26 protein-coding genes are annotated in these 26173 nt (G+C 43.3%); 23 read left to right on the top strand and 3 right to left on the bottom strand.

All coding sequences use genetic code 11. The features are described from left to right. Positions 1-8 precede the first annotated feature (8 nt). The 19 genes from QWY16_RS10550 (at position 9) to QWY16_RS10460 (ending at position 20455) form a co-directional block, all read left to right on the top strand. Positions 9-905: an isocitrate lyase/PEP mutase family protein gene (locus QWY16_RS10550; protein WP_300989192.1), complete on the top strand. Its 897-nt coding sequence runs from the start codon at positions 9-11 to the stop codon at positions 903-905. After that, positions 902-2323 (top strand): FAD-binding protein, encoded by a 1422-nt coding sequence (locus QWY16_RS10545; protein ID WP_300989191.1) that lies wholly within the window; start codon positions 902-904, stop codon positions 2321-2323. The genes QWY16_RS10550 and QWY16_RS10545 overlap by 4 nt, the downstream gene beginning before the upstream one ends. An 18-nt stretch (positions 2324-2341) precedes the next feature. Next, complete coding sequence (locus QWY16_RS10540; RefSeq protein ID WP_300989190.1) at positions 2342-3076, top strand: SDR family NAD(P)-dependent oxidoreductase; 735 nt, start codon at positions 2342-2344, stop codon at positions 3074-3076. A gap of 21 nt (positions 3077-3097) precedes the next feature. Beyond that, positions 3098-3547 (top strand): GlcG/HbpS family heme-binding protein, encoded by a 450-nt coding sequence (locus QWY16_RS10535; RefSeq protein WP_300993396.1) that lies wholly within the window; start codon positions 3098-3100, stop codon positions 3545-3547. 5 nt (positions 3548-3552) lie between these two features. Further along, a complete protein-coding gene (locus QWY16_RS10530) occupies positions 3553-4932 on the top strand; it encodes an FAD-dependent oxidoreductase (RefSeq protein WP_300989189.1) in 1380 nt (459 codons plus the stop codon). A gap of 14 nt (positions 4933-4946) precedes the next feature. Next, a complete protein-coding gene (locus tag QWY16_RS10525; protein WP_300989188.1) occupies positions 4947-5795 on the top strand; it encodes an aspartate/glutamate racemase family protein in 849 nt (282 codons plus the stop codon). A gap of 196 nt (positions 5796-5991) precedes the next feature. Beyond that, positions 5992-7824: a V4R domain-containing protein gene (locus QWY16_RS10520; RefSeq protein WP_300989187.1), complete on the top strand. Its 1833-nt coding sequence runs from the start codon at positions 5992-5994 to the stop codon at positions 7822-7824. Between the two features lie 819 nt (positions 7825-8643). Next, positions 8644-9846 carry an acyl-CoA dehydrogenase family protein gene (locus QWY16_RS10515; RefSeq protein WP_300989186.1) on the top strand — a complete coding sequence of 401 codons (1203 nt, stop codon included), beginning with the start codon at positions 8644-8646 and terminating at the stop codon, positions 9844-9846. Between the two features lie 53 nt (positions 9847-9899). Next, a complete protein-coding gene (locus QWY16_RS10510; protein ID WP_300989185.1) occupies positions 9900-10853 on the top strand; it encodes a VOC family protein in 954 nt (317 codons plus the stop codon). Between the two features lie 314 nt (positions 10854-11167). After that, positions 11168-12019, top strand: a complete 852-nt coding sequence (locus QWY16_RS10505; RefSeq protein WP_300989184.1) for an alpha/beta fold hydrolase — start codon at positions 11168-11170, stop codon at positions 12017-12019. An 18-nt stretch (positions 12020-12037) separates the two neighbouring features. Then, positions 12038-13543 (top strand): FAD-dependent tricarballylate dehydrogenase TcuA, encoded by a 1506-nt coding sequence (gene tcuA, locus QWY16_RS10500; RefSeq protein ID WP_300989183.1) that lies wholly within the window; start codon positions 12038-12040, stop codon positions 13541-13543. Positions 13544-13772: 229 nt separating this feature from the next. After that, positions 13773-15893, top strand: a complete 2121-nt coding sequence (locus QWY16_RS10495) for a glycoside hydrolase family 3 protein (RefSeq protein ID WP_300989182.1) — start codon at positions 13773-13775, stop codon at positions 15891-15893. Positions 15894-16240: 347 nt separating this feature from the next. Beyond that, positions 16241-16888 (top strand): DsbA family oxidoreductase, encoded by a 648-nt coding sequence (locus QWY16_RS10490; RefSeq protein WP_300989181.1) that lies wholly within the window; start codon positions 16241-16243, stop codon positions 16886-16888. Positions 16889-16914: 26 nt separating this feature from the next. Then, on the top strand, positions 16915-17241 hold the full coding sequence (locus tag QWY16_RS10485; protein WP_300989180.1) for an IDEAL domain-containing protein: 327 nt from the start codon (positions 16915-16917) through the stop codon (positions 17239-17241). A 438-nt stretch (positions 17242-17679) separates the two neighbouring features. Then, positions 17680-18282, top strand: a complete 603-nt coding sequence (locus QWY16_RS10480; protein WP_300993394.1) for a CPBP family intramembrane glutamic endopeptidase — start codon at positions 17680-17682, stop codon at positions 18280-18282. Between the two features lie 767 nt (positions 18283-19049). Beyond that, the gene (locus QWY16_RS10475; protein ID WP_300989179.1) at positions 19050-19460 is read left to right on the top strand and encodes a DUF1259 domain-containing protein; all 411 of its coding nucleotides are present in this window, start codon (positions 19050-19052) and stop codon (positions 19458-19460) included. A gap of 83 nt (positions 19461-19543) precedes the next feature. Next, positions 19544-19906, top strand: a complete 363-nt coding sequence (locus QWY16_RS10470; RefSeq protein ID WP_300989178.1) for a hypothetical protein — start codon at positions 19544-19546, stop codon at positions 19904-19906. A gap of 203 nt (positions 19907-20109) precedes the next feature. Next, complete coding sequence (locus QWY16_RS10465; protein ID WP_300989177.1) at positions 20110-20265, top strand: hypothetical protein; 156 nt, start codon at positions 20110-20112, stop codon at positions 20263-20265. Continuing rightward, a complete protein-coding gene (locus QWY16_RS10460; RefSeq protein WP_300989176.1) occupies positions 20255-20455 on the top strand; it encodes a hypothetical protein in 201 nt (66 codons plus the stop codon). Before QWY16_RS10465 ends, QWY16_RS10460 begins: the two co-directional genes overlap by 11 nt. 119 nt (positions 20456-20574) lie before the next feature. On the opposite strand, the gene yyaC is transcribed toward QWY16_RS10460, so the two are convergent. After that, positions 20575-21171 (bottom strand): spore protease YyaC, encoded by a 597-nt coding sequence (yyaC, locus tag QWY16_RS10455; protein WP_300989175.1) that lies wholly within the window; start codon positions 21169-21171, stop codon positions 20575-20577. Between the two features lie 470 nt (positions 21172-21641). Between yyaC and QWY16_RS19380 the strand changes: the two genes are divergently transcribed. Then, entirely contained in the window at positions 21642-21887 is a 246-nt protein-coding gene (locus QWY16_RS19380; protein WP_367281315.1) for a GNAT family N-acetyltransferase, read from the top strand. A 44-nt stretch (positions 21888-21931) separates the two neighbouring features. Here the strand turns inward: QWY16_RS19380 and QWY16_RS10445 are convergent, their stop codons facing one another. Next, the gene (locus tag QWY16_RS10445) at positions 21932-22525 is read right to left on the bottom strand and encodes a CHRD domain-containing protein (protein ID WP_300989174.1); all 594 of its coding nucleotides are present in this window, start codon (positions 22523-22525) and stop codon (positions 21932-21934) included. A gap of 176 nt (positions 22526-22701) precedes the next feature. Between QWY16_RS10445 and srtD the strand changes: the two genes are divergently transcribed. Next, positions 22702-23418 carry a class D sortase, LPxTATN-specific gene (srtD, locus tag QWY16_RS10440; RefSeq protein ID WP_300989173.1) on the top strand — a complete coding sequence of 239 codons (717 nt, stop codon included), beginning with the start codon at positions 22702-22704 and terminating at the stop codon, positions 23416-23418. Between the two features lie 95 nt (positions 23419-23513). Here srtD and QWY16_RS10435 read toward each other — a convergent pair whose 3' ends face one another. After that, a complete protein-coding gene (locus QWY16_RS10435) occupies positions 23514-24263 on the bottom strand; it encodes an SGNH/GDSL hydrolase family protein (protein WP_300989172.1) in 750 nt (249 codons plus the stop codon). A 366-nt stretch (positions 24264-24629) separates the two neighbouring features. Here QWY16_RS10435 and QWY16_RS10430 point away from each other — a divergent pair, with 366 nt between their 5' ends. Continuing rightward, positions 24630-25613 (top strand): ketoacyl-ACP synthase III, encoded by a 984-nt coding sequence (locus tag QWY16_RS10430; RefSeq protein ID WP_300989171.1) that lies wholly within the window; start codon positions 24630-24632, stop codon positions 25611-25613. A gap of 247 nt (positions 25614-25860) precedes the next feature. Then, positions 25861-25983 carry a hypothetical protein gene (locus tag QWY16_RS10425; RefSeq protein ID WP_300989170.1) on the top strand — a complete coding sequence of 41 codons (123 nt, stop codon included), beginning with the start codon at positions 25861-25863 and terminating at the stop codon, positions 25981-25983. The last annotated feature ends 190 nt before the right edge of the window (positions 25984-26173 follow it).

Here is a 26173-nt window from a genome sequence, read left to right as displayed (position 1 = left end):
ATGGTTGGATGTCAAAGAACAAACAATTCAAAGCGCTGCTTCAGCAGCCAAATGCATTTATTTTGCCAGGAGCATATGACGGCATGACGGCGCGTTTAATAGAAGAATCAGGATTTCCCGCCATTTATGCGACAGGAGCTGGAATCTCGAATGCTCAGCTTGGCTGGGCGGATGTAGGGTTAACGGCTGTCACAGAAATTGCGGACGTGGTCAGCCGGATGTCGGACGTCACGAATGTGCCGATTGTCGTTGATGGCGATACCGGATTCGGTAATGCCATCAATTTAATGCGCACCGTGAAACAGCTCGAACGGGCGGGCGCTTCCGCTATCCAGTTTGAAGATCAAGTGGCGCCGAAGAAATGCGGCCATTTTGGCGGGAAGCAAGTCATTTCAAAAGAAGAGATGATCTACAAAATTAAGGCGGCAGTGGATACACGGAAAGACGATAATCTCTCCATCATTGCACGGACGGACGCTTTGGCTGTGTACGGTATGGGCGAAGCGCTGGATCGGGCAAATGCTTATAAAGAAGCTGGCGCTGATGTGATTTTTGTGGAAGCGCCGACAACCATCGCGCAATTGATGGAAATTACCGCAAACGTACCCGATATTCCGCATATCATCAATATGGTAGAAGGTGGCAGTACGCCGCTTGTATCGCTGGAGGAAGCGGAGGAAATGGGCTTCCAAATCATGCTTTGCGCCAATACGGTGCTGCGCTCCGCCATTAAAGGGATACAGGAAAGCTTGCGTGTCTTAAAGCAGGAGCGATCGCAGCAAAATATCCACGATTTGATCTGTACATGGGAAGAAAGGCAAGAACTGTTTAAGCTTAAGCAAATCAAGCAATGGGAAAAAGAGTACCTTGAATTTGATAGAGCAGAGGAGGCGCCGAAACGATGACAAGAGAAGTGGATTATGATATCGCCATTATTGGCTGTGGAGCTGCAGGTACAGCAGCGGCTTTGTCAGCGGCGGAAAAAGCGAAAGAACAAAACAAGAATATCAGAATCGCCATTATTGAACGGGCCGATTTTGACAACCGCGGCGGCAATTCGCGTTGGACAGCCGCTTATATGCGAATGGAAAACATCGATCAACCAGCAGCAAACTTCAAAGAAGATATGCTCGCTTTTTCGGATAATTTTTCTGACCGTGCGTACATTGAGACTTTATATGATGAAGCTGGGCCTACATTGCGCTGGGTTGAATCGAAAGGCGTCGAATTCGGTTATTTGCCGACAATGTTCTTAACTGCTTCAAAACCTCGGCTATTGCCGGTTGGCGGCGGACGCGCTTTAATCGATACGCTGTCGCTGCGCGCACGGGCGCTGAATGTTGAAATTATTTATGAAGCGACAGCCTGGGACTTGAAACTCGATGAAGAAGGTGCTGTTGAAAGCCTGAAAATCCGAGTCAAAGGCGGAGAAAGTCTGGCACTAAAAGTGAATTCCGTTATTTTGGCAGCTGGCGGCTTCCAAGGCAGCCAGGAAATGATGGCCCAGTATATCGGCCGGGATGCCCATAAGATTCCGCCGGTTGCGGAAGGTGGCTATTACAATAAAGGCGAAGGGATCCGTATGGCGCAGCAATTAGGAGCTAAAGGAACCGGCCAGTGGGATTCGTTCCACGCCGAACCGGTCGACCCACGCAGTAAACGCGAAGAAGCAGGCGTCATGACTTACCCATACGCCATTCTGGTGAACCAGCGCGGAGAACGCTTCACCGATGAAGGGGAAGCGACAATCGACGAGCAGTACGAAGCCGTGGCGCGAAAAATCTTCTATGATCAGCCTGGCCATATCGCCTATATGATTACGGATCAGAAAATGTATGATATCCCGAATTACGAGGAAGCGCTGCAAACCGAACAGCCGCCGATTGTTTCTGATACGATCGAGGGCTTGGCAGAGCAGTTGAACATCAAACCGGAAAACTTGAAAAAAACGGTCGAAGAATTTAACCAAGCTGTGCAGCCTGGACAATTCTTATGGAATGTAAAAGACGGCAAGCAGGCAGTCGGCATTGAACCGCCAAAATCCAACTGGGCGATTCCGATTGATCAAGGTCCTTTTATCGCTTATCCAATCGTCTGCTGCAATGTTTTCACCAATGGCGGAATCGCTACGGATATCCATGGCCGCGTCGTTTCCAATGACAACGAACCGATTCCGGGATTATACGCAGCTGGAGAAATGACCGGTCTGTATTACGGCAAATATCCAGGCGGCACATCTGTGCTGCGCAGCCTCGTGTTCGGAAAACGTGCAGGAGAGCATGCGGTTCAGTATATCGCTTCAACGGTGAAAACTTATTCGTAACATAAGGAGGTGAAGCATATGTTAACAGGAAAAGTGGCATTCGTTACAGGCGGCGGCCGGGGAATCGGCCGTGAAACAAGCCTGCTGCTGGCTTCTTACGGAGCCAATGTGGCAGTTTGTGCCAGAAGCGAAGAAGAATGCAAGGAAGTCGTCCAGGCAATCGAAGAGCAATACGGCTTAGAAGCCATTGCAGTCACTTGCGATGTCGGAGATGAACAAGCAGTAGACCGGGCAATTGAACAAGTGAAACAGCGCTTCGGGAAAATTGACATTTTGATCAACAATGCCGGAGTTATGAGCATGAAGCCGATCACGGAACTGTCCGTCGAAGAATGGAAATGGGTCCATGACATCAATGTCCATGCACCGTTTTATTTAAGCAAAGCGGTCGTTCCGGAAATGATCGAAAGAAGAGAAGGCGTCATCATTAATATTTCTTCTATTTGGGGCACAAAAGGCGGACCGAACCGCAGCGCCTATATTTCATCCAAACATGCCATTATCGGATTTTCAAAAGCATTAGGCGAAGAGTTGAAGCCTTATGGGGTCCGGGTAAACGCCGTTTGTCCTGGTCCGGTCGATACGCAAATGATGGCGGTGCTTGGCGCCGGAGTAAACAAATCCAGCTGGCTGCAGCCGATTGATATCGCGCACGTCATCGTTGATCTTTGTTTACCGAAAATGAAAGCCGTCACTGCTTCTTCGATTGAAGCGTTCGGATACGGCCAGCCGGTCGCAGTTTCACAACAATAAAACTAAAAGGGGTAGATTAAAATTAGCGAATTCATCACAGCAATCGAGTCGAAAAACATTAGCCTGGCATTAGCCACAAAATTACTGGAAGCAGCAGCAGAAAAAGGCAAGGAAATGGGCATACCGTTCAGCATCGCCATCGTGGACCGTGTCGGTAACTTGAAAGCTTTTTCGGCAATGGACAATGCACCTGTATTGAGCCTGGATATTGCACAGAACAAAGCGTTCTCTGCAGCAACGTATAACCGTGCCACTCATGAATGGTACGACCGTTTGAAAGACGATCCACCCCTTTTGCATGGCTTGGTCCATACAGAGCGTCTAGTGATTTTCGGTGGCGGTTATCCAATCAAAATCAACGATGAATTGATTGGCGGCATCGGTGTCAGCGGCGGCCATTACTCTCATGATATGCAAGTATGCGAAGCGGCTTTAGAAGTGTTAAGCGAATTGACTTCAAAGGTAGTGTAAAGCCTATGCAAGATACTTATAACTTGATCATTGTCGGTGCCGGTATGGCTGGCTTATGTGCAGCGGCGGAAGCAGCTGCACAAGGAGCTTCTGTTTTGGTGCTTGAGAAAGAGAAAGATTTTGGGGGGAGTTCATTGCTCAGTGGACGCTATATGGCGTTCGCCGGAACCGATCTCCAGAAACAAGAAGGCATCGACGATAAATCAGAATTTCTGGTTGAAGATATGCTCGCTGTCGGCGAAGGAAAGAACGAAATTGAATTGGTGGAAGCCTATGGCGAACACCAATTTGAAACTTATGAATGGCTCGTTTCCACTGGGGTCCAGTTCCATAAAGTCCAGGCAGTAAGCGGCCACAGTGTTCCGCGGGGCCACACCATTACGCCGCAGCAGGCTATTACCGCTTTGTATGAGGCGGCAGCAGCATCCGGAACTGTGGAATTTAGAACAGGAGCGGTCGTCAAGCGTCTGCGTAAAGATGAAAATGAGCGTGTTTCACAAGTGGTTTTTGAACATGCCGGCAAGACAAAAACAGCATCAGCTGAGAACGCTGTATTGCTCACTTCAGGCGGCTTTTCGAAAAGCGAGGAATTGCTTGAGAATTTTGCGCCACAATTAACCGGTGCCATTCGCATCGGCGGCAAAGGGAATGTCGGAGACGGCATCAAACTGGCCAGCGAACAAGGTGCATGGCTGCGTGATTTCCCTTATTTAAAAGGGACATATGGCTTTCATCCAACCGCAGACGGTCCCAGAAAATCGCAGGCATTGGCGTTTTATAAAGGCGCCATCATCATCAATAAATTTGCAGAGCGTTTCGTTAATGAATCGATTTCTTATAAGCTGATTGGTACGGAGGCTTTGCTGCAGCCGGAACGAATCACTTATCAGATTTGGGATCAGCCTATTATGGACCAAGGCGTTCCAGGTGATGCTCTTTACGATTTCGAAAAGCTATTGGCTCTCGGATTAATTGAAAAAGCGGAAACGCTGGAGGAGCTTGCAGAAATCATTCAAGTTCCTGCTGAAAAGCTGAAAACCACTGTTAAGGAATATAATAGAGATATCCAAAACGGCGGAGACCAGAAATACGGCCGCACTACCTTAACGCATCATTTCGGAACACCAACACCGATCCACAACGCACCGTTTTACGCAATGCGGACAACAGTGGCGATGCTTGCGACGTATGCGGGCGTCAGTGTCGACAAATCCGCCCGCGTCTTGAATGCGTTCAATGAACCGATTGAAGGCTTATACGCTGCCGGCGAAATTGCGGGCGGATTTCACGGTGCGGGTTATATGACAGGAAGTTCACTCGGCAAAGCCGCTATTTTTGGCAGGATAGCCGTTCAAGCCGCATTAAAAAAACAGGCTGTTCTTTAGGGGGACTGAGGGTTTTGAAAATTTGGCATCAGAGTTTGACGTCTATTGAACAAGTGCCGGCTTATCGGGATGCGGTCATCAGCCACATCCAGAAAGTGGCACGGCCGGATGTGGAAGTTGTGCTTCACGGCATGGCAAGTGAAACGTATCCGAGCGATTATCCAGGCCATTTTATCACTTATGCTTATTTGCAGAACTTGCATAAAGAGCAATTTATCCGCAATGCGTTAATTGCGGAAAGCGCCGGCTACGATTGTATGTTTATCGGCACTATTCCGGATGTCGGTTTGCTTGAGGCACGGACATTGGTTGATATTCCGGTGATTGGATATGGGCAGGCTTCTTTCCATATTGCCTCCATGCTCGGGGACCGCATCGGCATCGTTAATTTCCTGGAGCCGCTGGCGGATCAATTGCGCAGCAATGCGGAACGCTACGGCCTTGGCAATAAATTAGGGCCGATCGTCCAGACTTCCATCGGTTTCTACGATGTACTGGCAGGCTTTGAAAATCCCCAGCCGGTCATCGACAGCTTTATCGCAAGTGCGGAGAAAGCAATCGCTCTTGGCGCTGATGTGATCGTACCTGGCGAAGGGCCATTGAATGTCTTTTTAGCTGCACATGGGATTTCCCGGATCGGCGATGTGCCGGTTGTGGATTCTTTTGCAGCGGGAATCAAGATGTGTGAAAGCTTAACAGACCTTAAAGTGAATTCAGGCGTAACGCTTACCCGCAAAGGGTATTTCAATGCAAAGCCGCCAGAAGACGCAGTGAAAAAACTGCGTGCGTTCTACAACCAGGAAAGCGATATTCATGCCGGCCTGGATTACGGCCTATCTGTTAAAGCGGGCGTCAATATCTGACTTTGCAGAAATGCCTCCGGCTCCTGGCCGGAGGTTTTTTTGTTATGTGCCTCTGTCAAAAAAATAAATGAGAATTATATCTAAATATTTCGTATAATTCGTATAAGCATTTATTTATTATGCTTTGCGAAAAGGGATGGGAAAAAGTTCTGGAGTTTTGTTCTTAGAGACCACTATGGCTACAAGGGGGATTTTCATGAGAAAACTGGAAACATTTGATCAAAGTGAAGATAAAAAAATCTCGACGACTTCTGCCACTTTCGGGTTATTAAGAAAAGAGTTGATTGAAAACCTGGGAGTTCAGCGCGCAAAATCATTTTTGCTTCGATATGGTTGGAATCTGGGGAAAGCCCATGCAATAGATGTGCTGAAAGTCGGCGGCACGACCGAAGAAATGCTGGAAAAAGCCGGAGCACTGCATTATGAAACCGGCCAGATATCCGAGCTGATATCCAAGCGGGAAGTGATTGTGGATGAACACGGGGAAGTGGAAAGAATTTCGGCAAAAGGGGAATGGGTGGATTCCTTCGAAGTGGCTGAACATGTTAAAAACCACGGGATATCAGATTGCCCAGTCTGCCATACGCTGACAGGTTTTGGGAGCGGTTTCACTTCAACGATTACTGGCCGCCGCGTCTTTCTCCGGGAAATAGAATGCCGAGGCAAAGGGGATGCCACGTGCACGTTTGAAATGAAGCTGGAAGAGGATTGGGACAATGAGGATATGAAAGAAGAAATCCAGTTGTACCAGGAAAGCCGGTTTATCGATGAACTCAATTATACGTATGAACAATTGCTCGACCGTAAAAATTTCATCGAAAAAGCATCTGCCTTCCATGAAACGCTGACGACAAGATTATCCGATGGCGACTCAATTGAAGAGATGATCAGCACCATTTATGAAGCTTTGAATATTCCGGTCTCGATTGAAGATTTGAATTTCCATCCGAGAGTGTACCGGGGAATCGATGAGATCCAGTATAAGGTTTTCAGTGAAGATTTCTTGAACTCCATCAATAAAACTAAAAGCGGTAAAATCCTTTATTCATCATATGATAAGACCTTTGTGATCCGGGGGAAGGTCCATAAGCGGCTTGTGTCGCCGATTATCGTCCAGAAAAAGCCGATCGGCTATATCACTTTTTTCTATTTGGACAAAGATGCCGAAGCGGAAAATGAAACGATGTTTATCCAGCGCGCAGCAACTTCAGCAGCTCTTTACTTTTTGAATGAAAAAACCAGCTTGGAAGCGGTGGAAAACATCAAAGCCTACTTCTTTGAGCAATTACTACAAAAGCAGTATTCCTCAGTTCCAAGCATTGTCTACCGAGGATACTATATGGGCATCGATTTGAAAGAGCCGTTTTTCATTGCCAGTTTAAAATGCATATCTGAACATCTGGACGTCACAAAAGTAGAGCTCCTCGACCAAATCATCCAGTCGATCACGCGGTATTTGGAAATGCAAAGTTATAAGATTCTGATTACCGAATACGAAGGTTCGATTGTCATGCTGCTGCCGAAAGTGGACCGGCTCAACTATATGCTGGAAAATATCCTTAAGCATTTAAGCCATGAACACCGCCATATTGCTTTTCAAGTTGGCATGAGCAGCCAGCATGAAACCATCGAGACGATCGATGAAGGGCTTGAAGAATCAAGAGTTGCGCTGCGCTTGAATACAGCCGATAAAATCGCGTCTTTTGAAGAAGTCAGCATCATCGGTTCGTTGATCAATTCAAAAAACATGCTGACCATCCGGCGCATCGCCAAAAAAGAATTAAATCCAATTTTCGAACTGAAAGACCATAAGCGAGACGAATTGTTAAAGACGCTGTATGTGTTCTTGCTGAATGGCGGAAACCTTCAACAATCGATCAGCGATTTATCTCTGTCGATGAGCGGGCTGATGTACCGCATCACGCGCATTGAAAAATTGCTGGACAAAGATTTGCGCAACCCAGCTGTGGCCTATGAGCTTCTGCTGATGCTGGACGCATTGAAAATTCTCGGCGATATTGATGTATAGAACTTCCCAACTGCCAACTGTATGCAAGAGGCCATCCAGAAAAGTCTTTTCACTGACTTTTTTGGATGGTTTCTTTTTATATTCTGTATTTAAAAAGACAGTATTATTAAGGTCGTTCGGTCGCTTGGTGAGCAGCTTTTATGGCAGTAATAAACGGTAAAATCACTTCTTATAGAAGAAATTGATAATACATAGTCCCACGGCGTGCCGCCGTTTTGTATTTTTACATCAAGTGTTTAAGTTGAACGAACAATTCACGCTTGCTGCTGGTGCATGATTTAGCTAGAAATCGATAGGTTGGAGTTTGTAAGTACCATTCACTCCAATAAAGATTATCCCTGCTATAGAGCACATTTTATTTCTGTGGGTTTGTTCCGTTATGCCAAATCTTTTATAGAACAATAGAGCAATTTCAGGTTTCATTTTTTAAAGAGCTTCTCCAGCGCCGGCGCGTCCAAGGGCGAGACGGAGCTATGAGACGTGTGTTCTTCTCGGCTCATGGCGGGAGTCAATGAGGTGCCCAACAGTTTGGGTACCTCATTTGCGACGAGCTTGCGCAGGAGCACCAATCTTTGCCTTACCCTAAGCGGCCGAAGCGGTGCACACAATGACTCCAATTAAATTCAATTTCCTACTGCTCATACGCATTTATTAAAAAGAATTAACGGAAAAATGATAGAAAAGAAGATTCTTAAGAAAAAAACTAATAGTTTTTATTGGAAAAAGTACGGAAATCGAATGGTTTTTCATCTTTAATTAATTCTGAAATTTCTTTAAATTGAGTATAGAAAGAAAATGATGCAGAGGAGTGGAACGAATATGAATCCTGTAATCCAACATGAAAGCAAAGTCGACGTGGTAGCAGCGGCAAAATCGCTGATTCCGTCTTTGAGAGAACGCGCAAAAGAAACGGATGAAATCGGCCGTATTCCTGAAGCGACGATGAATGAATTGAAAGCATTGGGATTGTTTAAAATGCTTCGCCCTAAACGCTATGGCGGGCAGGAACAGAATATGCGTACTTACAGTGAAGCAATTGTTGAGATTTCAAAAGGCTGTGGGTCTACTGGCTGGATCGTGGCACTGTGTGCCATACGTGAATTGATGGTGGCCGAGTCATTCAGTGAGAAAACGCATAAAGAAATATTCGGGCAAGATGAAGACGATGTGCTTTTTGCAGGAGTTTACGAACCGCGCAAATGCATCGCCAAAAAAGTGGACGGCGGCTATTTGATAGAAGAAGGGTTCTGGATGTTCTGCTCAGGATCTCAACACGCCACATGGGGATATTTCGGCATGCCAATCCTAAATGACGAAGGCAAGATGGTTGACCAGGTGTTGATGACGCTTCCATTCAGCGAAATGGAAATCATGGATGACTGGAATGTAATGGGCTTGAAAGGAACAGGCAGCAATAGTGTGAAAATGCATAATGTCTTTGTTCCAGATCACCGCTGTACATCGTTCGTCAAAGCGCTTGACGGGAATTTTGAATCTGCCCATTTGCGTGATATTCCGCTTTATCATACAGCGCTTTTCCCGGCATTGATTTTGTCGCTTGGTTTGCCAGGAGTGGGAATGCTGCGTTCAGCAATGGAATTTTTCAAACAAGGTTTGCCGAATCGACGAGCAGCACATATGGGTGTCGAATTTATTAAAGATGCGGCAAGCACACACTCCATTATAGCGGAAGCGGAATTGAAAATTGAAACGGCAGAGATGTTCTACTTTAAAGTCGCAGATGATTTGGATGCCAGCGCACAAGCAAAAGAATACATGGGCCGCCATGCTCGCGTGAAAACGTTAGCGGATATCGGCTATGCCAATCAATTGTTGAAAGAAGCGATGGATTTACTGATGTCAGCAAGTGGATCCGGTTTTGCGTATAACGGACATCCAATGCAGCGAATCCTGCTCGATTTTCTGGTTTTGCACTCTCACCGTTCTTTATCGCCGATCATTACAAAAGAAAACTTCGGACGGGTATTGGCAGGGCTCGAATCGAATGCAATCCGTTATTAATACTTTGAAATGTACACGCTTACAAAAAACAATTGGTTAAAGGAGGTTTTACGGTGAAACCTGAAATTGCAAAACTGGGTTATATTTCATTGGTATCGGCCGATTTGGAAAAGTCGCTGATATTCTTCAAAGACGTAATCGGTTTGGAAGAAACTGAAGAAAAAGACGGGGTCCATTATTTGCGGGCATGGGGAGACTTTCAGCATCATACCTTGTCCATTGAACAAGGGGACCGCGGCTATGTAAAGCATATCGGCTGGCGCACCAAGAAAAAAGAGGACGTCCAAGGCTTTAAAGAGCTTCTGGAAACGAACGGTGTGGCAGCAAGCGATGTAGAAGCCTGGAAAACGCCGGGCATCGGAGCATCCATTGCATTTCAAGTGCCAAGCGGCCATACCTTCCACTTTTACTATGATGTGGAGCGGCCGCCGGTGGATGAGCATCGCCGTTCCGTACTGAAAAATCAGACGTATAAATCCTGGGCAAAAGGGGTGTCGCCTCGCCGGCTGGATCACGTCAATCTCCATACTTCGGCAGATTCATCCGACACTTATTCCTTTATGGAAAATATACTCGGGTTTAAAATGCGTGAGTTTTTAGCGAACGATGCGGGAGATGTACTGGCTGGCTGGATGAGCGTTACGCAATTAGTGCACGACGTGGCGCTCGTTTCACGGCCGGAAACTCCGACGAAAGCGCGTCTGCACCATATCTCTTACTGGCTGGACGACTCACAGGATATTCTGCGCGCAGCTGATATTCTGCGGGAACATAATTTTGAATTCGTGGGTCCTGGAAAACATTCCATTTCCCAAGCCCTGTACTTATATGTAACGGATCCAGGCAGCGGCTGCCGCGTAGAATTGTTCACGGGCAGTTATTTGATATTCGAACCTGACTGGGAGCCAATCCATTGGCATGAAAGTGAACGTGCTTTCGGCAATACGTATTGGGGCGACAGCATCACAAACAAAGAGCTTGTAAAAGAGACGATTGAGGCATTGTAAAGAAAATGTTACAAGCTAAACCTTGATTCAACCCTTTTAAGAGAGAAATCATCAAAAAGCTATCTAAGTAATTCTCTCTCTTTTAAAAAGCTTCTCCAGCGAAGGCGCGTCCACGGGCAAGGCGAAGCAAGAAGACAGATAATCTGCCTGGCTTCTTGCGGAAGTCAATGAGGTGCCCAAAAGCTTTGGTCACCTCATTTGCGACGAGCTTGCGCAGGAGCACAAGTCTTTGCCTTACCCAAAGCAGCCGAAGCGTTATATAAAAGGATAATTCTTAATTTCAATTTATATCGACAATAGAAAGGGGCAAAAAAATGACTTTATTGACAAATACCGTGACACAGGAAATTGTTCAAACAGAGAATTTTGCTACTTATTTAAACCGTTCAGGCGAACAGAACACGGAGACGATTTTGTTCTTGCACGGTTCAGGTCCAGGAGTGACAGCTTTCGCCAATTGGCGGAGAGCGCTTGAAGAAGTGGGAGAAAACTTTCATTGCTTAGCGCCGGATCTATACGGTTTTGGCAAAAGCAGCCATCCCGACGTACCGCTGAAAAATCGCCAGCAATGGACGGATCAATGGGTCAAGCAGACAATTGAACTGCTGGACCATTTGAAACTTGAAAAAGTGCATGTGGTCGGCAATTCACTTGGCTGTTCAATCGCTATTGAATTATTGCTGGAATACCCGGAACGTTTTGATCAAGTGGTGCTGATGGGTCCTGGAGGCACGCCTAATACCAAATTGAGTTTTGAACTGGCGCGCGCGAAAGGGTTTTATGACAATCCTTCCAAAAAGAAATTAAAGCAGATTATGAGCTGGTTTGTTTATGACGAAAAAGCGATGCAGCCGGTCATCGACAGCATTCTGGATGTCCGCTTTGACACAGCGATGCAGCCGGAAGTGCACCGCTCAAACGATTCGATTTTCTCCACAGCTGCTGTTCCGGTGCCGGTTGTGGCGCTGAACCGCATCGAGAACGAAGTGCTTTTGGTCCATGGCTTGAACGATAAAGTTTGCTCAGTCGAGTCAAGTTATTATTTGGCCCAGCATTTGAAAAATGCACAGCTGCATGTTTTCGGGCAATGCGGCCATTGGGCGCAGCTTGAGAAGAAAGACAGTTTCCATGAACTCATCCAATCATTCTTCAAAAAGAAAATATAAGCAATGGGAAGTGGCCATATGGAGTCCAGAACAGAGTACCAATATGAAACGGATGTGGTGATTATAGGTGCCGGCAACGCGGCGATGTGTGCAGCTCTGGCTGCGCAGGAACAAGGTGCGCGCGTCATGGTCCTTGAAAAGTCGCCTGAAAAAGAAAAAGGCGGCAATACCACATACACCCATGGTTCGATTCGTTTTGCGTATAACGGAACAGAAGACATACAGGCGATCATCCCGGATCTTGAAGAAGAGGATCTCCGTATGACGGATTTCGGAAGTTATAGTGAAGAGCAGTATTATGAAGACCTTTGCCGCATGACTAATTACAAGACTGATCCTGAATTAGCTTCGATTCTAACGGGTGAAAGTTTTGAAACGATGAAGTGGCTGACACAGCACCACATTAATTTCATTCCCATTTACGGCCGGCAAGCTTTTAAAATCAATGGCATTTTCAAGTTTTGGGGCGGCATGATCCTGGAATCAGTCGGCGGCGGCCATGGATTGGTTGAAGCGCTTCATAACGAAGCAACACGCCAAGGCGTACGAATCTTATACGACACGATGGCCGTTAAATTGCTGCAAGATGACGACGGGATTCAAGGCGTCAAAGTGAAAGAACAAGGGCGCAGCAAAATCATCCGTGCAAAAGCAGTTGTCATGGCTTCCGGTGGTTTCCATGCCAATGTTGAAATGCGCACCAAATACCTCGGTCCTAAATGGGATGTTGTCCATACGCGGGGCAGCCGCTACAATACGGGTGAAGGCATCCAGATGGCTTTGGATATCGGCGCGCTGTCAGCTGGCAACTGGTCGATGGCGCATGCCGTGACGGGAGACCGTTACTTGCCTGATTTTCAAGAGGGTTTCCAGCGGCTGAGCTATCCTTTCGGCATCTTAGTTAATACGGACGGCCAGCGCTTCTTGGATGAAGGCGCCGATTTCCGGAATTATACGTATGCCAAATACGGCCGCTTGATCTTGGAACAAAAAGACAATTGCGCTTGGCAGATCTTCGACGGCAAAGTTTCTCATTTGCTGCGCGAAGAGTATAAAGGCAAACAAGTGACCAAGGTGAAAGCGAACTCGCTTGAAGAACTAGCCGCTAAAATGGAAGGCGTCAATAAAGAAAAATTCCTCAAGGAAATTGCTGAGTACAATGCAGCAATCGATGAAGCAGTGCCGTTTAATCCGAACGAAAAAGACGGCCGGGGAACGGAAGGGCTTGAGGTGCCTAAGACCAATTGGGCGAACCGCATCGACACTGCTCCGTTTGAAGCCTATGCCGTAACTTGCGGCATCACGTTCACATTCGGCGGATTGAAAATCAACGAACAGGCAGAAGTCCAAAACACGACGTACCAGAAGATCAACGGTTTGTATGCTGCCGGTGAAGCGGCTGGGGGATTGTTCTACGATAATTACCCAGGCGGCGCAGGATTGATGGCGGGGGCTGTATTTGGAAAAATTGCGGGTGAACAGGCTGCCCAATATGTGAAAACTGAAGTGGCTGAAAAAGTTTAATTTTCTTCGTGAAATTTTATTTGTAAAACGCGTTCTGGAATTCTCTTTGCTGAGATTCCGGAACGCGTTTTTTTATTGGGAAAGGGTATTGCAATAAAAGGAAGTGACAAGCTCTCTTTATTAGAACTGACGATCAAACTTTGTTAGGGTTAGATTATGTATTTGATTATGGAAGACTAGTGTAAAGAAGAACGTTGCAGTCATAAGCTTTAAAGGAGTGGAGTTTACCATGAACAAAGAGCAACCGGAGTTACAAGTTAAATCGAAGAAACTTATCGAGGTAGATGGATTGAAATTTAAAGACTTGAACGGCGATGGGAAACTGGATCCTTATGAGGATTGGCGGCTGAGCCCTAGAGAACGCGCAGAAAACTTGGTAACATTGATGAATTTGGATGAAAAAGTTGGGATGATGCTTATCAATTCCCGCCAGATGGGGCTTACCCAAAAAGATAAAATCAAGACAAGCCATAATGGGGTGTTGGATGAAGCAATTGTAGAAGAAAGTGAGAATATTTTTGCGGCTACAAAAATATATGGGACTTCTCATACAATTGAAAAAATGCATTTGCGGCATTTTATACTAAGAGACAATTGGGGCCCAGCCGAGACGGCGGAATGGGTCAATACGATGAATGAAGTCTGCGAAAGCACGCGCTTGGGCATTCCTTGCTTAATCGCATCCAATTCACGCAATGAACATTCAGAACCTGTTTTTGGCATGAATGACGCGTCAGGGATTTTTTCTACATGGCCCGGAACACTGGGCCTTGCTGCAGCCGCTAAAGGAGACATGAAAAAAGGCGGCGATGCGTCGCTGATCAGCCAGTTTGCTGAAATTGCTCATGATGAATGGGACGCTGCCGGTTTAAGGAAAGGCTATATGTATATGGCGGATACGGTTACAGATCCACGATGGCAGCGGATTTACGGTACGTTCGGCGAAGATCCGGTATTTATATCCGACGCGATTGGGCGTATCCTCAGAGGTTTTCAAGGGGATAAGCTTGGAAAGCACAGCATAGCGATGACCACGAAGCATTTTCCTGGCGGGGGGCCAAGAGAGAATGGGTTTGATCCGCATTATGAAGAAGGAAAATGGAATTTATATCCGACGCCTGGAAGTTTGGAAAAGTATCATTTGCCGCCATTCCAAGCTGCGGTTGAGCATGGAACTTCGTCCATCATGCCTTATTATTCAATTCCAAGCATTGATAAAAGCGCTGGCCAGAAACTTGGAGGGGAAGACATTCCTTTTGAAGAAGTAGGCTTTGCATTCAACCATTACTTTTTAAACGATATTCTCAGAGGCAAATTAGGTTTCAAAGGCTATATCAACAGTGACAGCGGCATTATCAATAAAATGCCTTGGGGCGTAGAAGGGCTAAGTGAAGCTGAACGTTTTGCGAAAGCAGTCAATGCCGGGACTGATTTAATCGCCGATACCAATGATATTGAAAATCTTAAGTCAGCTGTCGTAAAAGGCTGGATCAGTGAAGAGCGGATCAATGAAGCGAATACGCGCCTGTTGACGGAAATGTTCACATTGGGGCTGTTTGATGACCGGACATATGTATCGCCGGAATATGCTGCTGCAGTAGTGGAAACACCGGCCCACTGGGAAGCGGCTTATGAAGCCCATAAAAAGTCGGTTACAGTTTTGAAAAATCAGCAGGAAACTTTGCCGTTGACAGCGGAAAAGCTGGACGGCAAAAAGATCTATGTGGAGGTTTTTCATAAAGATCCAGAACGGGCGGCGATTTATACCGCAAAAGCTCGAAAAGAAGGCGAGGAGTTAGGGAAACTGTCGCTGACGGAACATTTCAGCGAAGCGGATGCCGCAATTTTGTTTTTGCATCCGATTTCCGGCGCCTATTTCTCTGCAACTCCCGGGCTTTTGGAACTCGACCTATGCGAAAAAAAGACAGTGAAAGCTCTGGACGGCACAGACTATGAAGAAACGACTTTGACCGGTATGGACCGTTTGAAAGATATTGTTGCTGATTTGCATGGCCGCGGCGGCAAAGTAATTATGAGTGTGAATATCACCTTGCCTTGGATACTAGAAAATGTTGAGCCTTTGGCGGATGCCTTGATTGCTGGCTATGACACGTTCTATAAGGCGCAATTTGAAGTTATTGCAGGAGACAGCCAACCAGCAGGTGTTTTGCCATTGACATTGCCAGCCAGTGAAACAGTTATTGCTGTAGATGAAAAAGGCAATTGTGTTTCAAGAAATGACGTGCCAGGCTACGACAAAGACCTCTATATGCCGGAAGGGCTTACCTATGCTTATGAAGACAACGATGGCAATATTTACAAGCTAGGTCACGGCTTATCTTATAACTGAATTTAGTATGTATAGCTAGACAGATTAACGAAGCTTCTTTCAATAAAAGCAGGAAGTGTGAAGAAAAGAGAGCTTAACTCTAAAACAAGGCAAATAAATTGTAATATAACTTATGAACGCGTAGAGTTTTACTTAATAGCTTAATAAAAGGTCAGCTTTTAAGTTCAAAATAAACCGCTTGGGAATTTAATCTCTATAAATAAAGGCGGTTTAGAGAAAACGACATTGGGATACCGGTTTCTCTGGTTTATGCAAATGATGATTCAGTTTAAATACATTGTTTTAAAGTTACTATAATATAGTTTTTGTTTTAATAAACTTCTGAAAAATGAAAGGTGGTTTCCAATATGGCTTTAAAAGTCAAAGTGTATTCAGACTATGTGTGCCCATTTTGTTTCTTGGCAGAACAACCGTTAGCGGAAGCCATTAAAAATAAAGACATCGAAGTAGAATGGATGCCGTTCGAGTTGCGGCCTGCACCCAATCCTACTCTGCGCCCTGAAGACGACTATCTGCAAACAACTTGGGCACAATCTGTATTTCCTATGGCAGAAAGTATGGGGATCGATATCGTATTGCCCGATGTGTCACCGCAGCCGCATACCCATTTGGCTTTTGAAGGCTATCAGTATGCTAAGGAAAATGGGAAAGCTGCCGCATATAATGAGCGTTTGTTAAAAGCCTTTTTCCAAGAAGGACTGGATATCGGGGATAGTGAGATATTGACGAAGCTTGCCGGAGAAGTTGGATTGGATGAACAACAGTACCGTGAAGCTTTGAAATTTCGGAAATACAAAGAAGCACATCAACTGGCCCTAAAGCAAGCTGAAGAAGCGGGAATTACTGCTGTACCTACATTTGTAATTGGCGAGATGGCAGTTTCCGGCATCCAGTCGAAGGAAAAGATTGAGCAAATCATCGAAGACGAACTGGGAAAGCAAAAACCAAAAGTCCTTTTTGAAGGAATGGCTTGCGGACCCGGCGGATTCTGTTGAAATATAATGAAAGAAGGTGTAAACCTATGATAAATGACAATAAAACGATTTTAAAAATTAGTGACTGGGTGAAAGGCGTAACCCGCAATGATGAGTTGATCATCGGTTTCATCGATTCCATGAATATCATCCAGGAAGCCGTATACGTCGTAGTAGCTGAAAGCGATAATGAAGAACTGATTGGAAAAACAATTCCTTTGCCGATCAAACAAGTTGAAAGCATTCCATCAGCAAAATCCAAAGATGCCGGGCAGTTGGAATTCCTTATTGATCTGGCGTTGTCAACAGGTGATAAAGAATGGTTCAATGAGCTTTCTGCGGAGTTGAACTCGAAGAAGCAATCTGTGAACTAAGCAGTTGGAAAACACATATTTTAAACAATAAATCCTGAAGAAGCATCTTCATTCGCAAGGTTTAATAACCTAAGACGGCGAATCGAAGATGCTTTTTTAATGCTTTTGGAATCAGCTTCATAGATTATTTCAAAATTAATGCAAGCTTAAGTTGAGGAAGTGAAACGTATTATTCGGAAAAGTGAATCTTTTTAAAGCGTTAATCCGTATGAAGTGTGTAGGAAATTTGAGGGAGGGAGTAATATACATAATTTATTTTTCCGAAACACCTTGTATTTGTTATTATTTACTTTCCTGATTATTTCACTTCAACTTGAAAATCACTTTCTTGCAGCCATATGGCTGTTTTTCTCCTTTGCCTTATTTTCCAGGACTGAAAAGCACTTAAATTCTTTCTTTCTCATACAATTGGCTTTTGGAGCAGGCTTTTACTTGTATATGTTCGCAAATTCTCAATGGATTGATCAAATCCAGCCCAAAGAGTGGCAGCTGTTTTTAAATCGAGTATCTTTACTTTGCGTTTTTGTGCCGCTGCTTGGATTGGGTTTTTTCTCTGATGCTCGACTTATCAAATATTGGAGAAAACCAGTGTGGAATGAATTCATCTACTTTCCTTTTATCTGGACGGGATTTCATCGCGTAAAAGTGAGCATTTTCCTTATGATTGCATTAACTGTCAATTTCGCCATATTCATGCCTTTAATATTTCTGAACGGCTGGTCTCATACCCGGGAAGTAATGTTGCTGGCTGTTATCTTTTCACTAACGAACGCGTTTTTAGAAGAAATGATTTGGAGAGGTATTTTGTTGAGCCGCTTTTCAGAGTTATTTGGTGATCGCTGGGCAGTCCTGTTGACGAGTATAGGATTCGGCTTACAGCATTATTCACTTGGTTTCTCTTGGGTTATATGCCTTGCTTTTTCGATAGGAGGGATGTTCTTCGGGGGCATTACCATCAAATCAAAAAGCATTGGGCCTTCAATTTTTTGGCATGGGATGCTAAATATGCTCATGGTTTTAAGCGGAATCATTTCTTTGTAAATCTGATTAAAAATCAGCCATACATAATTTGGATTTTTTTCTTTGCGTTTACTATACAAATTTTAGTATTTTTTAAAATTAGGGTCTTTTTAAAAACAAAATTCGACATTGGTGTTTTATAAAACTTAGCTTATCATTGAAAATGTAAAGCTGATTTTTCAAAAAAACAACAATGTTTTTTTATCTTAATAAAATTTCAGTAAAATTGTTTGCTTATTATGCTATAGCGGAAAATAGAGAAAAATAATTGAAAAAACCATCACATTAAGAAAGCGGAGAGGCTGACATTGCAGTCTTCTCCGCTTTTTTTGGGAAGATCAAAGACAGAAATGAATTACATTTGATCTTTGTCCGGTGTGCAGTTCCATAGTAGAAACCCGTTATTTTTATAATTATGCATTACTGTGCAACTATTTGCATAAATCAGCCATCCAGCAGTTCTAGTATGTTGATAAAACTTTTTTTAAAAAAGCGGAACTGGGAAAGGAATCGGAACATTTTTTAGAAATATATTTTCGACAATGTAAGAAGATATATGAGAAAAACATTTTAGATTTCAGAATTAAAAGAATATTCTATAACCCTTTACATATTTTATGACATATTATAGGCTTAAGGTATTGAAAAACAAAGTTTTGATGATACAGAAACAAGAGTTGTGGGTAAAAAGTATAAAATTTTGTCATTTATGTTTAATAATAAATTATTGAATTTTCTAAATAATTGTCTATTTGGACGCAGGGATTATTCAACAAGGGGTGGAAGGAATGGTTGAAGTGGTAGACACTGATTCACAAGTATTCATTATTGAAAAAGTAAGCAAGTTGCTGGATATAGAAGTTGAGACAGATTCGGAGATCTGTCAGTTCAAAAAAAAGAGAACGGCCGAAGCACAGAGAAACTCAAAGGTATATGTAAGATGGGCCCTAGATTTGAAGGTCTCCATCAGTTCCCTCGAAAACGATGGACAAGCTGTAAACGAGGCTGAAATTTTTCTTTTGCCTGAGGAACTGCCGAATTTCACATCGGCTCTTATCCAGCATTCCATCTTGTTTCCGACAAACTTTTCACAGCAACTTTCAATGGAGCGTGGAATGTATTGCATTCGCATAAAGTCACAGGAATCTCCGATAAATTTTGCAGAACGCCTTGTCGGAGCGCTTAAATCTCTTGCATAAACACCTTTGATAAAGAAAGAAAAAGGAAATGGCCTTATTATTTTTGAGAATCCGGATTGAAAAGTGTAAAGGGGAGCAAATGGATGGCACAAATGCAGCATATACCTCAAAAGTCAGTTGGCTATTATTTTTTTAAATCAAAAGATGTACATATTGAAAATGGTTCATCTTTTATAACATTCTTTGCGCGTCTGACACGGGAAATCCTTCATGAAAAAGAAGGAGAGAAACAAACGGAAGTACAGACTGTATGGGTCAAAATAGATGAAGTACAGTTGGAACAAGCCTCTGAAAAAGTGAAAGCAATGCCAAACTGCATGCAGCGGTATGAACTCACGCAAAATGTCTTCTATAATTTGTATCAATTGTCCAAGCACTGTCCGAAAGAACTTTTTTTTGTAACTCCATTTCACAGCAAATCCCATAGGGAAAATTTCATCACCTGACATCATTTCACGCATTAGCTAAAGTAGGAACTAACGGATTCTATTTAAAGCTATAATTTTTTAGCCGAAATAGAATTCGAAATAATAGCATTTTTCGAAATATATTACTTTTCGAGCTGATAGTAAGGTTTAAAGGAAATGAAATGACTGCCATGGATTAGAGAAGAATGACAAGCGGAACCATACCAAGGAGGATGAATTATATGAATGCTGTAATCAGAGAAGAAAAAAGAGTGAATGGCCAAACTACATCTTATTTGCAAATGTATCAGGAATTTATCAAAGGCTATAAGCAATACAAAGAGGAAAGAGTAAATCAATATACTAAAGCTGCCAAGGCTGAAAGCGATGAAAAATGAAGAATATTTAAGCAAGCTTACAACCGAAAAATTCTACTCTCATAGCCACTGGGATAATGCCAGAGCTTCTTTACCGGAAACTAGATCCACCGATTTGCCGTTTAGAAGTGAAGTGGCGGAAAGCAGGTCAGAGAAAGCCTGGTATGAAAGCTTGGTGAATATTGAAAAGTATTTGAGAGACAAGAAATAGGCAGCGAGAGCTTAGAAAAAATCACGGATATTAAGCAACTTAAAACATAGATAAAAGGTGAAGAATTTGCTGATGATCAGCTTATTCTTCACCTTTTTCATTTTTGGTTATTCAGACTTTCAATTTTGAAGCTCTTCTATTTTTATTTGATTATTAGCGTCCACTATCATTTTCACAGTGGCCTTAGCTAAGTTCATAACAGTATCTAATCTGGTGCTGTTTAAAGAATGATGGGGGAATTGAGCATCCAGATAGTTTACCACTGCTGTCAAATGGTAATCACCGATGTCATGAAGCCCTTTGTTTAACGCTTTGCCCGGTTTGAATGGCCCTTCTTTTAAGTAAATAGAGCCAATTTGATGGTAATCACCAAGGCCAGCATCGATTCCTATAACGATTGAATTTTTATGATTTCTTTTTATACCTTTTAATACTTTCTGCAGATTTAAGGCATGGACAGGCTCTGACAAAGTTCCATAGACAGGATACGGAATGAGGCTTTCTTTAAGCAGGGTCCCGACCAAAGGGCCATAGGAATCTCCTGTAGAACGATCTGAACCAATGCATAAAAAAAGGACATCATCAGAGGCTTGAGCAATTATTTTCTTCAGCTCAAAAGTAATCTTTGCACTTTCTTCTTCCAAATCCTCTAATTTGCTGCGGTAAATCACCTTTTCTTCTTTCTTCAGCAGTTTTTTTCCTCTAATATGGTACATCTTTTATCCCCCTAAACCTGCAATAGATGGTTTGAATATTATTTATGCAAACTTTTTTCTTCTATAATAGATGAGCTATACCAATCATACAAGTGGAAAAGCCAAAGCAGGCCATAAGCAAAATAAAAAATCATAGAAAAATCAAGATACAAATTACTATTGAAGAAAGTAGTAGAGTTTGTAAGATATGTAATAATAGGAATACAAAAGCAAGAATGACTCAATTTGAATTTGCGGACAGAGGCAATGAATAGAATACTAGCTGAAGAGGTACTGAAGTGGAAATACACAGCACCTTATGATTTTTATAACAATGATTTAACTGATGAAGGAATCTCTGAACTTCTCAATGGGACATATTTTGCATTGCTCAATGAAGTTAAAGAATTAGCGGGGTTTTTCTGTGTGGGAACGAGCGCGGGCACCGGTATAATGTTTACCGAGAGTCTTTCATCGATATGGGTCTGGGAATGAATCCAAAACTAGTCGGCAAAGGGCAAGGAACGGCTTTCGGTTCGTCCTATATTCTTATAGAAGAAAGTCATCCAGGGCTTCCGGTCCGGCTGACTGTCGCTTCATTTAATAAACGGGCAATTCATCTTTATGAAAAACTGGGCTTTGTTAAGGAAAATAGGTTTAGTACTGATCGTGTTGAATTTATTACGATGGTAAAAAGAAATGAGGAGAACAGGAAAAAAGCTGAACTTGTATCATAGATGATGGCGATAGCTGTCTGGAAGTTCAGCTCCTGATAGAAAAACTAAGCTGCTTTTTTACTGCGCCAGCTGATGAGCATAAATCCACCTGTCACCGCTGCCAGCAGGCCAAGCATTGTAAAAAGAGGTCCGTTTGAAGCCGTGGTCGGCATTTCGTCACCGCCGCCAGCCATTACAACCTGGCCGCGAATTTCCCCTTCAGGATACTGTTCTGTATGAAGGTTCACGTAAACATCGCCTGCTACAAGTGCTTCAGTAAACTGATCCCAACTCATGTCTCCGGCTAAGTCGGCTTCAGTCAGTGTGCCGCTTGCTACTTCTCCGTTATAATCCGTTGGCTCTGCATTCTCGAATAGAAGCAATTCTACGGGCCCGTTTTCACCAGGAGGAGCACTATGGAAATGACCTGCTAATGTATTCTCCAAGTTCTGGGCATTTACCGTATACTCCAAGGACGAACCGTCTTCGCTGAATTCAATTTGGGCGTCTCCTGATGCATTGCTTTCCACTTCCATGGGTTCCTGATCAGGGGTCATTTCCGCCATGAACTCCTGGCCTTCGTGAGCTGCAAAAACTGACCCTGCAAATCCTGCGACTGCCAACACTGCAGTCAACGGCAAAACCATTCTTTTCTTCATATACCAATCTCCTCTATTGCATATTTCGCCATTCGACGATACTATAATTTATAACACATTTATCTCAAAAAAGTTAAAATTCTGATAAAATGAATATTTTATTCTAAGGTAAAGTATTTTACTTCCTTCTTATACAAACTAATAATCTTTTATATTGCATTTTAGGAGGAGAGGCAGTGAGGAAGAAACTTGCATTGATACTCATTTCAACAGGACTAATCTTTGCTGGGTGGAACGGGTTTTCATGGGTGAATGAGAGTTCTTCTGGCAAAGAAGCTATTGGCAAAAATGATATTGTCAAAGCGGATAAAACCACAAAGCTGGAAGAAGAAAAATCAGTTGTTGAGCAGTATAAAATAGAAGAAGTTCCAAGCGAAAAAAACGGAGACTTTCTTGAGAAAGAAGTACTCATACATTCAAATCAAACAAAGCGGGAAGAAAGAATTGAAAAACCAAAATCACGTAATTATGAAGAGTATGATCGAGGTGCAAATATCGGATGGCTTCTTATACCTGCGATCGATATGAAATACCCGTTGTATTGGGGAACAGATGACGAGACCTTGACACAAGGAGTAGGCTATCATGTGGGAGAATTCACGACGCCTCCAGATAGGCTCGGTCATACCGTGCTGTCCGGACACCGGGATACAGTTTTCCGTGAACTTGGTGAATTAAAAGAAGGAGCCAAGATGTATGTGCAGTTTGAAGGAGTTCAGTATGAATATGAGATAAAGAAGACCTGGATTACAAATGCCGAGGACCGAACCGTAATCGTTAATAAAGAGGAACCGACTCTGACACTCACTACTTGTTATCCATTCCGGTTCATAGGAGCTGCGCCTGATCGTTATATTATTGAAGCGCCTTTAATCAGCAAGACGGATATATAAGGAGAAAGCCTGGAATTGATAATTTTCAATCCAGTAAAAGGCATTTAAAAAGAAAAACAGCAGCCTTTCTATTTAAAAGGCTGCTGTTTTTTCGTTTAATTGTTCACGTAATTAGCATTAAGCGCTTGCAACCCGATTTCTGCCAGGACTTCCTGGCCTGCAGCAGTCGGATGAATATCCCCCGGCAAGACATATTGCGCTTGGTTATCGCCAAAGGCGCTATAGGCATCAGCCAATACGACGCCGCTATAAGTATTCGCGATACCTGCGAAAGCAGCGTTAATCTGTGGCAAGAATTGATCTGCAATTTGATGCAGCGGGTTATTCAATTGGAACGGATTGTAAATGTTGTACAGGACGATGGGAGCATCGGTCAGTGACCGTATTTCTCCAATGATGTCAGCGACATTCGCAAATACATCACTGTTCGCCAGCTTTTGTGCAAGCAATTGCTGGAATAGCTGCGGATTCCCGCCACTCTCGGCATTTGCTGTTCTTAAAATGTCCAGGAAATCGTTGTTTCCGATGGTAATTGTTACATAATCAGCGTGGCTGACAGCTTGGCGGAACTTTTGATTTGTTTCCAGGGCTGTGAGCAAATCCTGACTCTGCCATCTTGGTACTCCCAGATTGCGTACCCGCAAATCGGCTTCGTCGGCTAATAAAGACGGGAAAGCGATTTTGGCAGGGTTGTTGTTCTTTTGACTAAGGTTAAAGCCTAAAGGTATAGAATCACCTAAAGCGACGAGCGACTCTTTGCCTTGATCCGATTTTGCAAAAGCGGAAGGCGTTCCAAGCGATAATGCAATCAACACGGCAATAAAAATCTTGAATAGTTTATTCATGTAGCATCTCCCTTCTTTTTCTAAGTTTAGTATAAAAAATAATTTCTGAATTGTCTGTAAAATTTAAATGATGATGGAAAAGATGGAAATTTATTAGTTGAATAATGAGGTATGAAGATACCATAATAACCTCAATTCTGAGACTGTAAATATAAGCTTTTTTGGAATCCTTATTTTTATCGGTTCACATTAAAAGTACTATCAGCTTTTATCTGTTCTGATACTTGAATTCCATAGCTAGGTTTCTCTATTACCGTTACGGCAATTAATGTGTATACGAAAAACCGCATTGTACAATGATATTAGTACCTAATACTAATAGTTGATGGTAGAATAGAGCGAGGACATCAAGAAGGGGCGAAATACATGATTACTTCAAAAGCAAGAATTACAGCTATCGGATCTTACGTACCGGAGAAGAGGCTGACGAATCACCACCTGGAAGAATTAGTGGAAACAAATGATGAATGGATTGTCCAACGGACTGGAATAAAAGAACGCCGGATTGCAGCAGATAATGAATTCACAAGCGACATCAGCTTTAAAGCTGTTGAAAATTTAATGGAACGCTACCAGAAATCCCTAGAGGATGTGGATATGATCATTGTCTGTACGATGACTCCTGATTTTAAAACGCCGAGCGTCTCTGCGCTTGTACAGGCAAAACTTGGCATAAAAAATACAGGTGCCATTGATTTGAATGCAGCTTGTTCCGGATTTGCGTATGGTTTGCATATGGCGAACGGCTTGATTACTTCGGGATTAAACCGAAAGATTTTGGTGATTGGCGCTGAAACATTTTCTAAAATCCTTGATTACAGTGACCGCTCGACTTGCATTTTGTTTGGAGACGGCGGCGGTGCCGTGCTTGTCGAATTCGATGAAGAAAAGCCAAGCTTTATTGCTTCACATATGGGGACGGACGGGGAATTGGCAAAAAATCTTTATTGTACGGATCTTTCCAATCAAATGTTTGGCAACGAATTGGCGGTAAATGGATTTGTTACTCAAAATGGGCGGGAAGTCTATAAATGGGCAGTCAATACGGTGCCCAAAGGCATGAAAGCATTGATGGAAAAAGCCGGTTTTACCAATGAGCAAGTGGATTGGTTTGTTCCGCATAGTGCCAACTTACGCATCATTGAATCGATCTGCAACAGAAACGGCCTTCCACTTGACCGGACGATTTATAGCCTTGAGTATTACGGGAATACTTCTGCAGCTTCGATTCCGTTGTCATTGGATAAAGGAGTGCGTGAAGGCAACATCAAAGCCGATGACAAACTTCTCTTATATGGATTTGGCGGCGGTTTGACTCATGCAGGGATGATTATCAACTGGACGATTTAAAAGATGGAAAGACGTATAGAAAAAGTGGAATTAATAACTTTATTAGCGGAAAGTCTTCTTCGATTTTGAAGAAGGCTTTTTTATTTCGTAAGGAAACCGTTGGATTTTCACTTAATTTTCATCTAAGCCTTTTAAAGTGATGGTATGGAAAAGAAATCAAATTGATAAAGAGGCGAATAAAAAATGAAGCTCCCGATTGAGCGGCAAGCACAATTACTGAATCATTGAAAAACGAACTGGCATCAAATTGCTTGGAATAGTGCTGGAGTATGCGACAGGGGGAGATTTTAATGCCTATTCGATAGCGAAGTTTGACAACGGCTATACCGAAAATTCAACGTGGAATCTGGCGGAAGCGCTTGGCAGTTGAGGCCACGTGCTAGGCCGGTTCAACATCATGTTATACAATCTAAACATAAGGTAACTCAAAAACAAGTTATACCGGATACTTATGCGGTATTGCTTGTTTTAATTTAGAGCAAAATATGTAAAGTGCCAAAAAAATATCGATTGAGAAGAAAAATTTAATCTAATCTTAACCTTCATGTGGTGTACTGGAA

Origin of the sequence: Planococcus shenhongbingii (assembly GCF_030413635.1) — a bacterium.
Classification (GTDB): Bacteria; Bacillota; Bacilli; order Bacillales_A; family Planococcaceae; genus Planococcus; species Planococcus shenhongbingii.
Note: the sequence above shows the minus strand (reverse complement) of the source record. Positions and strands in the feature narration are given on the sequence as shown.